The organism is Eubacterium sp. CAG:161, from assembly GCF_000432355.1.
In the GTDB taxonomy this organism is placed as follows: domain Bacteria; phylum Bacillota; class Clostridia; order Lachnospirales; family Lachnospiraceae; genus Eubacterium_G; species Eubacterium_G segne.
Map to the genome: position 1 here is coordinate 1 of NZ_HF991856.1, position 14544 is coordinate 14544.

General features: G+C 36.1%; 15 protein-coding genes. All 15 read right to left on the reverse strand.

Annotated elements, in window-relative coordinates:
* Positions 1 to 403: 403 nt before the first annotated feature.
* Complete coding sequence (locus tag Q5O30_RS03275; RefSeq protein WP_021952330.1) at positions 404 to 1540, reverse strand: glycosyltransferase family 1 protein; 1137 nt, start codon at positions 1538 to 1540, stop codon at positions 404 to 406.
* Positions 1541 to 1615: 75 nt separating this feature from the next.
* Complete coding sequence (locus Q5O30_RS03280; protein ID WP_021952331.1) at positions 1616 to 2803, reverse strand: glycosyltransferase; 1188 nt, start codon at positions 2801 to 2803, stop codon at positions 1616 to 1618.
* Positions 2800 to 3900, reverse strand: a complete 1101-nt coding sequence (locus Q5O30_RS03285) for a glycosyltransferase (protein ID WP_021952332.1) — start codon at positions 3898 to 3900, stop codon at positions 2800 to 2802. Before Q5O30_RS03285 ends, Q5O30_RS03280 begins: the two co-directional genes overlap by 4 nt.
* 53 nt (positions 3901 to 3953) lie before the next feature.
* The gene (gene rfbC / locus Q5O30_RS03290; protein ID WP_021952333.1) at positions 3954 to 4556 is read right to left on the reverse strand and encodes a dTDP-4-dehydrorhamnose 3,5-epimerase; all 603 of its coding nucleotides are present in this window, start codon (positions 4554 to 4556) and stop codon (positions 3954 to 3956) included.
* On the reverse strand, positions 4543 to 5433 hold the full coding sequence (rfbD, locus tag Q5O30_RS03295; RefSeq protein WP_021952334.1) for a dTDP-4-dehydrorhamnose reductase: 891 nt from the start codon (positions 5431 to 5433) through the stop codon (positions 4543 to 4545). Before rfbD ends, rfbC begins: the two co-directional genes overlap by 14 nt.
* 3 nt (positions 5434 to 5436) lie before the next feature.
* Entirely contained in the window at positions 5437 to 6465 is a 1029-nt protein-coding gene (gene rfbB, locus Q5O30_RS03300; protein WP_021952335.1) for a dTDP-glucose 4,6-dehydratase, read from the reverse strand.
* Between the two features lie 12 nt (positions 6466 to 6477).
* Positions 6478 to 7374 (reverse strand): glucose-1-phosphate thymidylyltransferase RfbA, encoded by an 897-nt coding sequence (gene rfbA, locus Q5O30_RS03305; protein WP_021952336.1) that lies wholly within the window; start codon positions 7372 to 7374, stop codon positions 6478 to 6480.
* Positions 7375 to 7462: 88 nt separating this feature from the next.
* A complete protein-coding gene (locus tag Q5O30_RS03310) occupies positions 7463 to 7963 on the reverse strand; it encodes a VanZ family protein (RefSeq protein WP_021952337.1) in 501 nt (166 codons plus the stop codon).
* A gap of 76 nt (positions 7964 to 8039) precedes the next feature.
* Complete coding sequence (locus Q5O30_RS03315; RefSeq protein WP_021952338.1) at positions 8040 to 9497, reverse strand: hypothetical protein; 1458 nt, start codon at positions 9495 to 9497, stop codon at positions 8040 to 8042.
* A gap of 196 nt (positions 9498 to 9693) precedes the next feature.
* Positions 9694 to 10836 carry a DegT/DnrJ/EryC1/StrS aminotransferase family protein gene (locus Q5O30_RS03320; RefSeq protein ID WP_021952339.1) on the reverse strand — a complete coding sequence of 381 codons (1143 nt, stop codon included), beginning with the start codon at positions 10834 to 10836 and terminating at the stop codon, positions 9694 to 9696.
* Between the two features lie 14 nt (positions 10837 to 10850).
* On the reverse strand, positions 10851 to 11705 hold the full coding sequence (locus tag Q5O30_RS03325; RefSeq protein ID WP_021952340.1) for a fumarate hydratase: 855 nt from the start codon (positions 11703 to 11705) through the stop codon (positions 10851 to 10853).
* A gap of 14 nt (positions 11706 to 11719) precedes the next feature.
* Positions 11720 to 12232: a fumarate hydratase C-terminal domain-containing protein gene (locus Q5O30_RS03330; protein ID WP_021952341.1), complete on the reverse strand. Its 513-nt coding sequence runs from the start codon at positions 12230 to 12232 to the stop codon at positions 11720 to 11722.
* Position 12233: 1 nt separating this feature from the next.
* Positions 12234 to 12941: a DapH/DapD/GlmU-related protein gene (locus tag Q5O30_RS03335; RefSeq protein WP_021952342.1), complete on the reverse strand. Its 708-nt coding sequence runs from the start codon at positions 12939 to 12941 to the stop codon at positions 12234 to 12236.
* A gap of 14 nt (positions 12942 to 12955) precedes the next feature.
* The gene (locus tag Q5O30_RS03340) at positions 12956 to 14095 is read right to left on the reverse strand and encodes an HpcH/HpaI aldolase/citrate lyase family protein (protein ID WP_021952343.1); all 1140 of its coding nucleotides are present in this window, start codon (positions 14093 to 14095) and stop codon (positions 12956 to 12958) included.
* 21 nt (positions 14096 to 14116) lie between these two features.
* Positions 14117 to 14544: hypothetical protein (locus Q5O30_RS03345; RefSeq protein ID WP_302674551.1), on the reverse strand; the 428-nt coding region annotated here is incomplete at its 5' end.

The following is a 14544-nucleotide window of genomic DNA, read 5'->3' on the forward strand; positions in this document are numbered from 1 at the left end:
AATATTTCGAGGTGTATACTATTAGTTTCTCTTATTCTTTTTATAGTATACACCGGATGTAAAAAAATTACAATAGCACAATATAAACATCATAAAGTACAAACCACCATTGCGCCTGCTCAAATATTCAATTTGTATTTATCCGTTCTTACTTTGTAGTATTTTATTTACATCTTACATTTATTATATTATATATGTTTTGTTGCATTGTCAAGTTGTTTTTATATTATACTTTATCTTTAATATATTTTTTTCTACAATAAGTGTCATTTTGTTATCTATAGACATTTTAAACACTTAATTGTCTAATTTTTTTGCCACCTCTATGTATTCAGTAATTATCAGCAAACAAAAAATCCATGTACGAGCCATCTCCCACATGGATTTTCTACTTTTTCATTTTCTAATTATTTTCTCCGGCTTCTTTAAGCGCCTCCACATAAAAATCCTTCAACCACTTTGCATTTTCCTTAATGTCAAATCCGGCATTAACTATTGTTTCATATGTATCTTTTTTCTTAAAATTTTTAAGCACATCATCAATCACTTCTGCCCATTTTTCAGGAGCCTCCTCTAAGGATACAACTTTGACATTTCCTGTAATATCACATTGTATAGGAACCTTGTCTGAAATTACACATGGTAAGCCTGCTGCCTGTGCCTCCACCATAGTCACCGGCAATCCTTCAAAAAGTGATGGCAGAAGGAACACATCAAAAGCCTGCACCACTTTTTCCACATCTTCCCTTACTCCCAAAAACTTTACTGAGTCTTCCAGACCTAAATCCTTTACTTTATGGCGAATCTGATTTTTTAAAGTATCATCTGCCTCTCCGCCACCTACTAAAAGAAGCACCGTATTCTTATCTCTGTCATGAACAGCTTTAAATATATCAATTAAAAAAGTATGATTCTTCTGCGGAAAGAAACGTCCAACGTGACCTATAACCTTTTTACCTGAAATTCCCAGTTCTTCCCGCATACGGTTTTGAGTTTCTTCATTATATCTATACTGATTTGCGTCAATGGCATTCTTCATTATAATAACATTATTTCTGTTTTTCTTTCCATAAAGCCAGTCCCCCGCCTCAATACCACAGGCAAACATATGAGTATTATAGTATTTAAGCATAAACCTGAAATAATACCTCATAATCAGTTTCAAATCCACTCCCAATGGGCGGTTGTGGGAATGGGAGATTCTTACAGGAACTCCTGCTTTTTTTGCTTCTTTTAACGGAAAATAACTTCTCTCCTCAAGATTTGAATGTACAATTTTATATTCCGGATGTTCTTTTAAAAAGTTATAAACTTCCTTTTTATATTGCCTAAAATATTTCGGATACATAGGGCACATATGATAAATCTTACCACCTAGCTGCTCTATCTCATCCTCGTATGCAGCCCTGTAATCCCTGTTTGTAAGAAAATCAAATTTAATGATATCCCTATCTATATTTCTCATATAATTCATAATCATAGCTTCAGCCCCACCACGGTCCATAACCGTATCAAGCACTAAAACGTGAATTGGTTCCATGTATTTCTGCTCCCTTTTTATCTTTTACTGCAATTTTCAATAACTTCATTCATCCTGCTTTTGTCACAATATATTTTATCCGGCAAGGTACTCATAAAATGCCTCTAAATCCTTAGCTGCATCCGCTATTTCATATCCTCTCTCAATCACTTTTTCTTTCATTGGGATGCTTTCAGCTTCCCGATTTTGACCATCGGCTGTCATGGATAATATTTTTTGTGCCCACTGAGAAGCATCCTCTTCTAATGATTTATACTGGATTTTTTCTGTCATATTTATGTCATAGCCCACGGCATCTGAAACTAAACAGCAAAGTCCCACCGCCTGTGCTTCCACCAATGTCACCGGAAATCCCTCTGTTCTAGAAGGCATCACCAATATATCCATTGCCTGCATTAGCTCATTTATATCTTCCCTTACCCCTAAAAGCTTAACTTTGCCCTTAAGTCCTGACTGCTGCACTTTTCTCTCAATTTCTTCTTTATAGCTAATTTCCTCTTTAGGTTTCCCTCCACCTATTAACATCATTGCGGATTTTTTATTGAGGATATTAACATTTTTAAATATATCAATTAAAAAACTTTGGTTCTTATCATGTGTAAATCTGCCTACATGTCCAATAACCAAAGTATCTCTGCTTATCTTCATTTTTTTTCGTACTTTTTCCCTTACATCTGTTGAATAACTGAACTTATCAGTGTCAACGGCATTCTTCATTAAAACCACAGTATTTTTTGAATGTTTTTCTCCCTTTACGAAACTTTCCATTTCTACCAGGTCTGCATCACTTCCGAAAAGCCATTTTGCCGCTTTTTCACCACATGCCACTTTGTGAGTACAATACTTCTGAAGCTTCCTTCTAAAATACAGCCTCATAATCATTTTCATATTACGACCACACGGAGCCGAATGAGCATGGGCAACTCTTACGGAGATTCCCATTTTCTTTGCAATTTTAAAGGCAAAGTAACTTCTTTCTTCAAGATTTGAATGAATAATATCATATCCCGGATGTTCTTCTAAGAAATTCCTGAATTCCTTTTTATATCTGTAGAATTTGCCCGGATATAAAGGGCACATATGATAAATTCTGCCACCTAATTTTTCTATTTCGTCCTCATAATCAGCTTTTTGTTCTCTGTTTATGAGAAAATCCATATGAATTTTTTCCCTATTAATATTTCTAAGATAATTCATCATCATGGTTTCAGCCCCGGCTCTATCCATGACAGTTATCAGCACAAGAACATTTATTTTCTTCATTTGCTTCTACTTTCATTATATACTTCTTTATATTTATTACACAGGCACTTGCTGTTAAACTCATTTAATATATCTGAATATGCCTGTTCTATCAGCTTGTCACTGTTTCCCTTTTCTATGTCTTTTAACGCCTCTACAAACTGATCTGTTTCATCGCAAATGTAACCATTATAATCATTCTTTATTACATCACGATTTCCCACTACATTGCTAACCACACAGGCTTTTTTCATATACATTGCCTCTAACAGTGAAATAGGCAACCCTTCATATCTCGAAGCCAGAATAAACGCATCAAACTTTGTGCTTAATTCCATTGCCTCTTTATGTTCCAGCCAGCCTGTAATAACTATGTTGTCAGCCGTCAGCTTATCACGCATATCCCCATCACCTATCCATACAAACTGCATTTCCGGCAATTTTTGTGCAATTTCGTTAAACAATTCCGGCCACTTCTGATAATTAATCCTTCCTACGGTATAGGCCGTAAAAACATTCTTCTTTATATTAAAATCCTCTAAATTCTGCTCATTAGCATTAATCAAATTAGCATTAAGTTTGTCTATGTTTACTCCATTGCTAATATATGTGGAATTTTTGGTAACTATCCTGCTTTGCTCCCACTCACTTTTTCCACATGCCACTGTAAGGCATTTTCTTTTTCCAAGGATTTTTTCCATAGTTTTATAAATCTGTTGTTTAATCCCTGACTCATTTTCCATTAGGAAACTGTAACCATGAGGGGTATAAAACATCTTTGCTTTTCCTGTTCCCACAAGCAATCTTCCCAGCGCTCCCGCCTTAGATGAATGAAGATGAATTATATCCGGCTTTTCTTTTTTTACAATCTTTCTTAATTCAATATATGCCTTAATGTCTTTTACCACATTTAAACTTCTGGTAAAGTTCTCAACCTTAATAAGTTTAATACCCTCATTAAAATAGTCCTCATAGTTTTCCGGCGTTTCTTTTCGCATACCAAAAGCAATGGATACATCAAATTCATCGCTCATGCCATTGGCTAATTCCGCTAAATATGTAAATACTCCCCCACCCATAGCCTCAACTAAATGTAAAACTTTTTTCTTTTTATTCATGTATTATCCTCATTTAAAGTCAAAATTTTCAGGTGACTTAATACTATTTTATACTAAAATCTAAATGTTTCCTTAAACCCTTTCATCTGTTTATCCTTGTCACTTAGATTAAGTAGGGTTCCATCTTCCATTTTATACCCTTTAGGTGATGCACTTCCACTATATTCCCCTATTACCTTAGGCCACTTTATGCCTATTTCAGGGTCATTCCATGCAAGACCACCTTCATCTCCCGGATGATAAAAATCCGTTACCTTGTAGCAAAACTCTGCTTCATCTGACAGCACCAGAAATCCATGGGCAAATCCTTCAGGAATATAGAACTGTTTCTTGTTTTCTTCTGACAGTTCCACACCATACCACTTGCCATATGTCTTTGAATCTCTTCTTAAATCCACAGCCACGTCAAAAACCGTTCCCTTTATAACTCTTACTAACTTACCCTGAGGATATTCCTTCTGGTAATGTAATCCTCTTAAAACACCCTTTGTGCTCATAGACTGATTATCCTGAACAAAAACCATGTCAAGTCCGGCTTCCTTCATATCGTTTAAATTGTAGGTTTCCATGAAATATCCTCTGTCATCTCCATGAACTGTAGGCTCTATCACACATAAACCTTCTATATCACATTTCGTTACTTTAATTTGTCCCATTTTCTATCTCCATTTTCTGCTGTAAATATCTTGAAAGTGCATCTTTCCAATCCGGCAGTGGTTCAAAGCCTTGATTCTTAAGCTTTGATTTATCCATTCTGCTGTTAGACGGTCTTTTGGCTTTAGCGGGATACATATCACTTCCTACCGGTAAAACCTCCACCTTACTATACTTATCATTATATTTAGCAGCCTGCTTCATTATTTCCACTGTAAAATCATACCAGCTGATGTAACCACCTTCATTTGTTGCATGATATATGCCATACTTATCGCTTTCTGCCATATCTACTAACAACCTGGACAAATCATAGGTATAAGTAGGGGTTCCTACCTGGTCAGAAACCACCGTCAGCCTGTCATGGGTAAGTCCCAGATTAAGCATTGTGTTAATAAAGTTCTTTCCGTTAATACCAAATACCCATGCAATTCTCACTATAAAGTACTTTTCCATATACTTTTGTACAGCCAGTTCACCTAAATATTTTGAATTTCCGTACACATTAAGAGGATTTCTCTCATCCTCCGGCTGCCACGGAGTCTCTCCCTGACCGTTAAATACATAGTCTGTACTTATGTAAACCATTTTGCAATTAATTTCGTTGCACACCTTGGCAATGTTTTCAGTACCTGTAGCATTTACAGCCATTACCTTTGGTACATTCTCTTCATCTTCCGCAGCGTCCACCGCCGTCCATGCTGCACAGTGAATAACCACATCAGGATTAATTTCCTTTATTATTTTATTAACTGCCACCTCATCAGTGATGTCCATTTCTTCCACGTCTACACCTACTGCCTGATGACCTCTTTTTTTCAGCTCATTCATAAGGTCAAATCCCAGCTGACCTTTTACTCCTGTTACCAGTACCTTCATCTTCTATGCTCTGTCCTTTTCAACATACATCTTTTCAAAATAATTGCGGTAATCTCCGCTTATGATATTTTCCCACCATTCTCTGTTATTTAAATACCAGTCAATGGTCATTCTTATTCCGTCTTCAAATTTAGTTTCCGGCAGCCAGCCCAACTCATTATGTATTTTTGTAGGGTCAATTGCATATCTCATGTCATGTCCCGGTCTGTCTGTTACAAAAGTTATAAGGCTTTCCGGTTTTCCCAGCTGCTTAATTACTGTTTTTACAACTTCCAAATTGCTCTTTTCGTTGTGACCGCCTACATTATATATTTCTCCCTCTCTGCCATTTCTTATTACTAAATCAATGGCACTACAGTGATCCTTTACATAGAGCCAGTCTCTTATATTTTCACCTTTTCCATATACCGGCAATGTTTCATTTGCCAAAGCTCTCGAAATAATAAGTGGAATCAGTTTCTCCGGAAAATGATATGGTCCATAGTTATTGCTACATCTTGTTATTGTAACAGGAAGCCCAAAAGTTCTATGATATGCCATTACCAGCAAATCCGCACCTGCCTTTGACGCTGAATAAGGTGATGATGTATGTATAGGAGTCTCCTCTGTAAAGAATAAATCAGGTTTGTCTAAAGGCAAATCCCCATATACTTCATCTGTTGATACCTGATGATATCTCTTTATTCCATATTTTCTGCAGGCATCCATTAACACCTGCGTTCCCATTATATTTGTCTTAAGGAAAATTCCCGGATCCTCAATTGAGCGGTCTACGTGAGACTCAGCTGCAAAGTTTACAATAATATCCGGATGCTCCTCCTCAAATAATTTCTCAACACATTCCTTATCTGCAATATCTCCCTTAACAAATCTAAAGTTAGGGTTCTTCATGGCTTCTCCTAATGTTGCAAGATTTCCTGCATATGTAAGCTTGTCAAGACATATAATTCTGTCCTCCGGATGCTTCTCTAATTCTAAATATACAAAATTACTTCCAATAAATCCTGCTCCACCTGTAACTATTATATTCATAATTCTTTTTCCTTATCTTAATTCCTTTAACATTTCTATGTATTTTCCATCAACAACATCTTTAAGGTATCTGCCATACTCATTTTTCTTCATCATTTCATATGCCTGCATAACCTCTTCCCTGGAAACCCAGCCATTTAAATATGCGATTTCCTCAGGGCATCCTATCTTTCTGTGCTGATGTTCTTCCATCGTCTTTACAAAGTTAGTAGCTTCCACCAGACTCTCATGAGTTCCCGTATCTAACCATGTAAATCCCTGTCCTAACAATTCCACATCTAATTCATTATTGTTAAGATACATTGCATTTAAATCTGTTATTTCCAGTTCTCCTCTGGCAGAAGGTTTTAATCTCTTAGCATAATCAACCACTTTATTGTCATAAAAATAAAGCCCTGTTACACAATAATTGCTCTTTGGATGTTCCGGCTTTTCTTCAATGGATATAGCCCGTCCATTTTCATCAAATTCCACAATTCCAAATCTTTCCGGATCATCTACATAATAACCGAATACCTTAGCACCGTTTTTTATGGTTGCTGCATCTCTAAGCTTCTCCGTTAGTCCATGACCTGTAAATATATTATCACCTAAAATCATGGCAACACTGTCATCACCAATAAAATCTGCACCTATAATAAATGCCTGTGCTAATCCATCAGGGCTTGGCTGCACCGCATAAGTTAAATCAATGCCAAAGCGGCTTCCGTCCTGTAATAATTCCTTAAATCTCGGTGTGTCTTCCGGCGTGGATATTATCATTATATCTCTAATTCCTGCTGTCATAAGAACTGACAACGGATAATAAATCATCGGTTTGTCATATATAGGTAACAACTGCTTTGATGTTACCATAGTCAGTGGATACAGTCTCGTTCCTGAACCACCTGCTAAAATAATTCCCTTCATATCTGACTTCCTTTGTTTTTTAATAATTATTCTATAATATTTTATCATTTATAAAATAGGCTTTCAATAGTCAATTAAAGAGAGCACTTCATGCCCTCTTGTTTTTTATTACGCGGTATAATATATAACCTATGTACGTGCCTAAGGTATTCATTATTAAATCCTCTGTCTGAACTACTCCACAACACAAAATCAGTTGCATTGTTTCAATAAACAGACTCATTAAAAACCCCATAAGAACGCATACTTTAACGTTCTTTGCCCTGTTCCACACAAAAGGGAGTAATGTTCCAAGAGGTATAAACACCAAAGCATTGGCAATGGCATATAGTATCATATACCTTGCACCTCCTACAATGGGAAATGGTTTTAATACAATTTCATTTATTTGACCTATTGGTCTAAATAAAATCGTACCCTGAATTATCATGCTTAAATACATTGCCAAAATTACCACTGCGAGCTTATTCTTTTTGTTAAGAAGTTTCATAATCATCAAAACAACCATTCCTATCAAAATTCCTAACGGAATAGTTTTTATGACTTGTCTTATTAGTTGACCAATTGCTTCAATATAATTTTCAACCATTAGTTATTATCTATCTCCTATACAAAACAAAAGCTGGCACATTAAAAATGCCAGCTTTAATTTCATTTTCTAAATACTATTTACAAATAGCTGTAACTGTTCTAGTTGATACGGTGTTTCCATTAGCATCTGTAATAATACATCTAATCTTTCTTCCATTATATGATGATTTCATATTGAATCCAAATACACTAGATTTAGCATTTGAACTTGTACTATTCTTCCATGTTAATCCATCATCTGTGCTTATCTGCCACTGATATGTTAATCCAACACCTTCTGCTTCAACTATGTAAATAACTGATGTACCTTCCTTAGCAACTGTTGTGCCAGGCTGTGTCTTAATTGTAATCGGATTTACGTCTGCTACACCAATAACAACTGCATCAGATATAACGGTCTCACCATGTACATCACTTACAACACATCTGAACTGTCTTCCTGTATAACTTTCTTTCATTGAGAATCCAAGCATTCTGGTTGTTGCACTTGCAGCTGCACTATTCTTCCATGTCAAACCGCCATCAGTACTCATCTGCCACTGATATTTGATTCCCTCACCCTTTGCTCTTACTTCAAGGAATGTAGTCTGATTAACCTTGCTGTAAGTATTCTTTGGCTGAACCGTTATGATGATAGACTTGTCTGTATCTAAGTAAAGAGTAGCTACTTTTGTTGTAACTTTGTTTTTATTTGCATCTGAAATAATACATCTGAACTGTCTTGCATCATATTCATTCTTCATATTGAATGCAATCTGAGCTGTTTTAGCAGTTGCTGTCTTGCTATCTTTCCATGTTGCACCATCATCTGTACTCATCTGCCACTGATACTTAAGTCCTTTTCCCTGTGCTATTACTGAAATAGTAGCTAACTGTCCTTCGACAACTGTTGTATCTGTTGGCTGACTAACAATCGTTATACCTGTAACAGGTTTCTCTGTCGGTTTCTCTGTTGGAGCTTCTGTTGGAGCTTCTGTAGGAGCTTCCGTCGGCTTTTCTGTTGGTGCTACTGTAGGAGCTTCTGTTGGCTTCTCTGTTGGAGCTTCTGTTTCAGGAAGTGCTTCCTTCTTAAATAAAACTTTTGCTGTACTGTTACCATACTTAACAATAACTTCGTTTACATCCTGAGTAAGTGCTGATAAGTATACTACTGCACCTGCTCCGTCAATTGATGCTACGTTCTGTGAAACACCGTTCACTGTTACACTTGTGATTGCTTCAGATACGTTAAAGTAAATACCTAACTCAGACGCCCATCCAGGCTGCTGAATGCTAACCACCTCATTAACTGTCATGTTTGCTTTGTCATAGTAGTAATTATTGTTTGAATTCTGTCCTACCAAAACCCAGTTTGCTCCAACTGTAGTCGGTTCTGTTTGTGTCTCTGGAGCTTCCGTTGTATATAACCACCAGAACGGGTTAGTTATAACGTCTCCGTCGAATTCATATGGATCATTTACGTTTGCCCCCAAAACTGTGATCGCGCCTAATGTTACCACTACCGAGAATAAAATTGCTAAAAATTTCTTCATTATACCTTCTCCTTCCTTTTAACTCGGACATAACCATATGAGTTATATTACCATATTACCAAATTTTTTTAAAGACTTAAATATAAATTTTTCACAAAAAAATATGAGTACCTTGGTAAAAATATAACACCTATGTTTCATGTTTTTTTATTTATCAATTTATATATGCACATTTTATATATTTTCATTATTTGTTTTAACAATTATTTAGAATAATTTCACAAATCCTGTCTACGTCATCTATTTTCAAATCTGAATATATTGGTAATGTAAGCACCTGTAAAGATACTTTATAAGCCACAGGAGTATCTTTAACATCAAACATTCCCTCATAACATTCATAAGAATTAGTTAAAGGATAGAAATATTTCCTTGCTCCAATTCCATGTTCTGCCAGCAAATCAAATACTTCATCCCTGCTTTTTCCGAATTTATCTTTGTCAAATAAAACCGGAAAATAAGCATAGTTGCTTTTTACTGCGTTTTGACCAAGGTTCAGTTTTATTCCTACAACTCCATAGAGATTTTTAACATACTGTTCAAAAACCCGCCTTCTCTTCTCTATCTCATGGTCTAGATGCCTTAAATTACAGATTCCCATAGCCGCCGCAAATTCATTCATTTTGGCATTTCCACCTATAAATTCAGTAGTTTCCGGACCTGTAATGCCAAAGTTCTTCCATTCGTTTAATACCTTCTTCATAGATGAATCCTTAAAGCATACCGCGCCGCCTTCTATAGTATTAAATACCTTAGTGGCATGAAAGCTAAACATTGAGGCATCCCCAAATATTGCACTGCTTACCCCGTTTTTTTCCACGCCAAAGGCATGAGCCGCATCATAAATCACCTTAAGATTATGTTTCTTTGCAATCTTTTCAATTTTTTCCGTGTCACAAAGATTTCCATATACATGAACCGGAACTATTGCACAGGTTCTGTCTGTTATCAATGCTTCTATTTTGTCCGGATCAAGGGTGTAATCATCTTCCTTAATATCGCAAAATACCGGTTTTAACCCCTTGCGCACAATGGCATGGGTAGTTGATGCAAAAGTAAATGGTGTTGTAATTACCTCATTTTTAGGTTCTCCCCATGCATTCTTTTCTTTTCCTAACTGAAAAGCTTCCAAAATACATTCTAATGCCTGATGACCGTTTACAAACAATGCAATATTCTCTTTTGATATCCCAAGATAATCTGCCAGATCCTTTTCTAACTGCTTGTGCTTTACACCCATATTAGTAAGCCAATGGGTGTCCCACATATCCTTTATTTCATCTGCATATTCCTCAAAAGGCGGCATGGATGATCTTGTCACTAAAATCTTTTTGTCCATTAATTCCTCCCTAATTAGTCTAATTCTACTGAAGCAATTCTCGGTTCAAAGCAACAGCATGGTCTTAAACATACCACACGGACTCCGCTGGCACGTTGTGGACCTACCTTCATAAATGTGGCAAGCACTGTGGTGTCCCCTCCCAGACCTAAAGGTCCGGTTCTCTCTTCATTAACCTTTTCAGTAATGTATTTTTCCATAGGACTTTGTCTGTCATATGTGCCATCCACCAAAGCTTCTAACATCATTGAAGCTGCCTCATAGTTAGAACGTCCAACTCCTACTCCCAATGTACATGGGGTACAGCCTAACTGCTTTGTTGCCTCCTTAGCCCATGACACAATTTCATCTAATACAACATTGGTATCGTGTTTGTGAAAAACCCTGTAAGTTCTGCCTCGTATAGCTGGTCCTCCTCCAAACATTAATATGTTAAGTTTAATTTTATCCTCTTTAATATTTCTAATAAGTATAGGTGCCGCCTCTAACATTCCCGGGTCATCCTCTAACCCCTGGGACTGGTCTATTCTCTGGCTGTCATTGCCTTTTATTGCCATTGGTCGTCCCGGAAGCTTTCTAAGACCACATCTCACGCCTTCTTTAATGGACTCAATCATTTCACCGGTTATGGCTTTACCCGGTCCCACTTCCAAAACCAAATGGGGAATACCTGTATCATCACATAACGGACTTTGATTTTTTTCTGCAACATAGGCATTTTCCAATATTTTTTCCATTGTCCATTTTGCCTGCTCATTAGCTTCCTTGGCTATTGCCTTTTTATATGCTTCTTTTTTATCTCCAAGGAATGTAGAGCCTGCTTTTACCAATGTGTCACATACCTTTGTAACTATTTTTTCGTCATACATATTCAATATGTCTCCTAATAAATACTTTGATTATGAGCTGCTGCTATTATCATAGGATAATCCTTTACCTCTAATTCATAAAACGCCTCCATTCCCAACTCTGGAAATGCAACAAGCTTTTGAGATATGGTATTTTCCCCCAGCAATGCTGTCACTGGTGGTATAACGGCATATACCGAATTGTTCCTGTCTAAAGAGTCTATGGTTTTCTTACTAATCTGACCTTTGCCTAGGTGTATCTTTACTCCCGCTTCTGATAATGCAGGTATGCTGCTTTCTATTTCTAATTTATTACTGGATGTAGGGCCCACTCCTGCCGGACTTACCGCAGTATGAAAAATTATGCTTCCCTTTAATTTCTTTTTTATGTCCTCTGTACCACTGCCTTCAATCATTTTACATATCTTTGGCAGCACCGCATCACGCCCGCAGTAGATTTTGCCTGAAACCAGTATCATATCTCCTGTATTCAAGCTTTCTACGTCTTTTTCTGAAATCGGTGTACTCAATCTTATTATTTCAGCCATTTTATGCTTCCTTTATCTTTTTTAACTTTTCCAGTGTCTCATCATTAACTTCCGTTAACAGCAAATCCAGATTATTTTTTATTTTTTCATGGCTCCAGTCCCACCATTTAATATCCAAAAGTGCTTCAATATACTTTTTATTTTCATATCTCATTTTTATCGGTCTGGCCGGGCACCCAGCCACTATGGTATATGGTGGAACATCCTTAGTAACAACCGCTCCTGCCCCAACGACAGCTCCATCACCAATTTTAATTCCTCTTAATATGATTGCGCCATTACCAATCCAGACATCATTTCCTATTATTGTGTCTTCCATCTTGCTGGGAACAATTTCACTTTTACCATTAAATATCCAATTAAACTGATAATCAGAAGCTGTAGCTGCTCTTTTATAATTGTGATTTTTGCCCCCTATACTGTTTCCCCATGATATATTGTTAAACTTGCCTATCTGTGTGTTTTTAATAATCGTATTGTGACTTATTATTGTACCAAATCCTACACTTGAATCAGTAATATAACAATCTCTTCTTATCTCATTTCCACCTTCTATTTTGCTATTATAGATTATTGTTCTGTCTCCGACAGAGCAATTCGGACCTACATCAGACTTTGTAAGTCTGGTACCATAATAACACATTGAACTTTCATCTAATTTTGAATTTTGAATTATTGTTCCATATTTAACTATACTTTCTTTATCCATATTTCAATCCTCTCTTATCCAAATAATCTTAAATATTCATTTTCATTTTCTATTACACCGTAAGCTCTCGCTCTCATAACAATACGTTCTGCCCACATTCTGTGAGGTCCGATTTCGTTCATTTTATTTCCGTTTGAACTTTTAACAACCCCACCACTTGTATTAAGTATCTGGTATGCATCTTCATATTCTTCTTTAGTTACTGCCAACATTCCATTTACATATTTTATATGTGTAGGATGTATAATTGTTTTTCCAATAAATCCATTTGCCTTGTCTAATATCAACTCTCTCATCAAGCCGTCTACCGCATCATTTACGATGGGAGTACGTTTTAAAAGAGTCTCTTTCAAATCAATCTCAGGAAGCTTTTCATCAAATTTAAGACTTTTATTTATTTTGAAATACTCCCAAACGGGTCCTGAAACTACATATTCGTTATCTCTTGTAAACACGTTTAAAATATCCATTAATATATCTCGAACTGTCATTATATCATAAATAGTGTAATTAATATCTCGCCTTGCTCCAAAGCATGCCGAAAAATCTGTAGCTCCTACACGCACGTTCAGTACAAGCTCCCTATATTCATCCAGAATTCTTTTTATGTCAATTAGCTCCTGTATTCTACTCTCCTTATATGCAACTCTTCTGTCCTCTAAAATAGGCATACCATAAAGAATTTCTCCAAATTTTTCATTCAATTCCTTCAAGTATCCAAAATATCTTGCTCCATTAACAGCATTAAATTTGGGGAAATTGAATCCTGTAATCAGTCTCATATGCTCTGGTTTTAACATTCCCGCAAACTCTTTAAACTGTTCGACACTTCTTACTCTAAATACTATTAGTGGAAGATTTTTATATAAAAAGCGTCCCTCGTCGATTTCTTTATTTATTTTGTCTAACATATTAATACAATTTTTTTCTGCTGCCGGAACATCTTCTTCTTTACATGCGTCCTCAAAGCACATTGTCATTGAAGTAAGCCCCGCCCTTTTTTCCTCCAAAATGGCTTGTGTAAAGTCCTTTGTTCCAGGCATATACATAGTTGCACCTAAACAATATTGAAGCATAGAGCGATGGGTATATTTATCAAATTCTTCAGGCTCCTTTACAAATTTGTACTCTAAATTATATTTATGATGTCTCATTTTACTTCCTCTCATCAATAGTTAATTATATCTCTTACTCATACTTGTAATATTCAAATCACGCCTTATCATGCTTTCTCCCTGAATATTGAAGGCGTCTAAATGTTTATACGCCTCCTCTACTTTATCATACATTTCTTTTTCGTTGGATGCTTTCACAATAAAAGCTCCTATTCTGCTGCTGCTTGCTCTTTTATTGTCAATAACTGCCCCTCTTTTTTTATGATAAAAAACATCCTCTATTACTCCTGATTCAAGCAATTGTTCTGCTCCTTCTAAATGGTCATAAATACCATCTTCCCCATAAATTGTATTTACCACGTATATTGATTCAGGGTTATGATTATTCAAATTCACCTTATTTCCTAAATACGAATCAATAGTTGCAGCAATTATATCAAATCCCGTATTTTTTCTAATTGTTTTAAAACTTATTCCACCTGCCACTC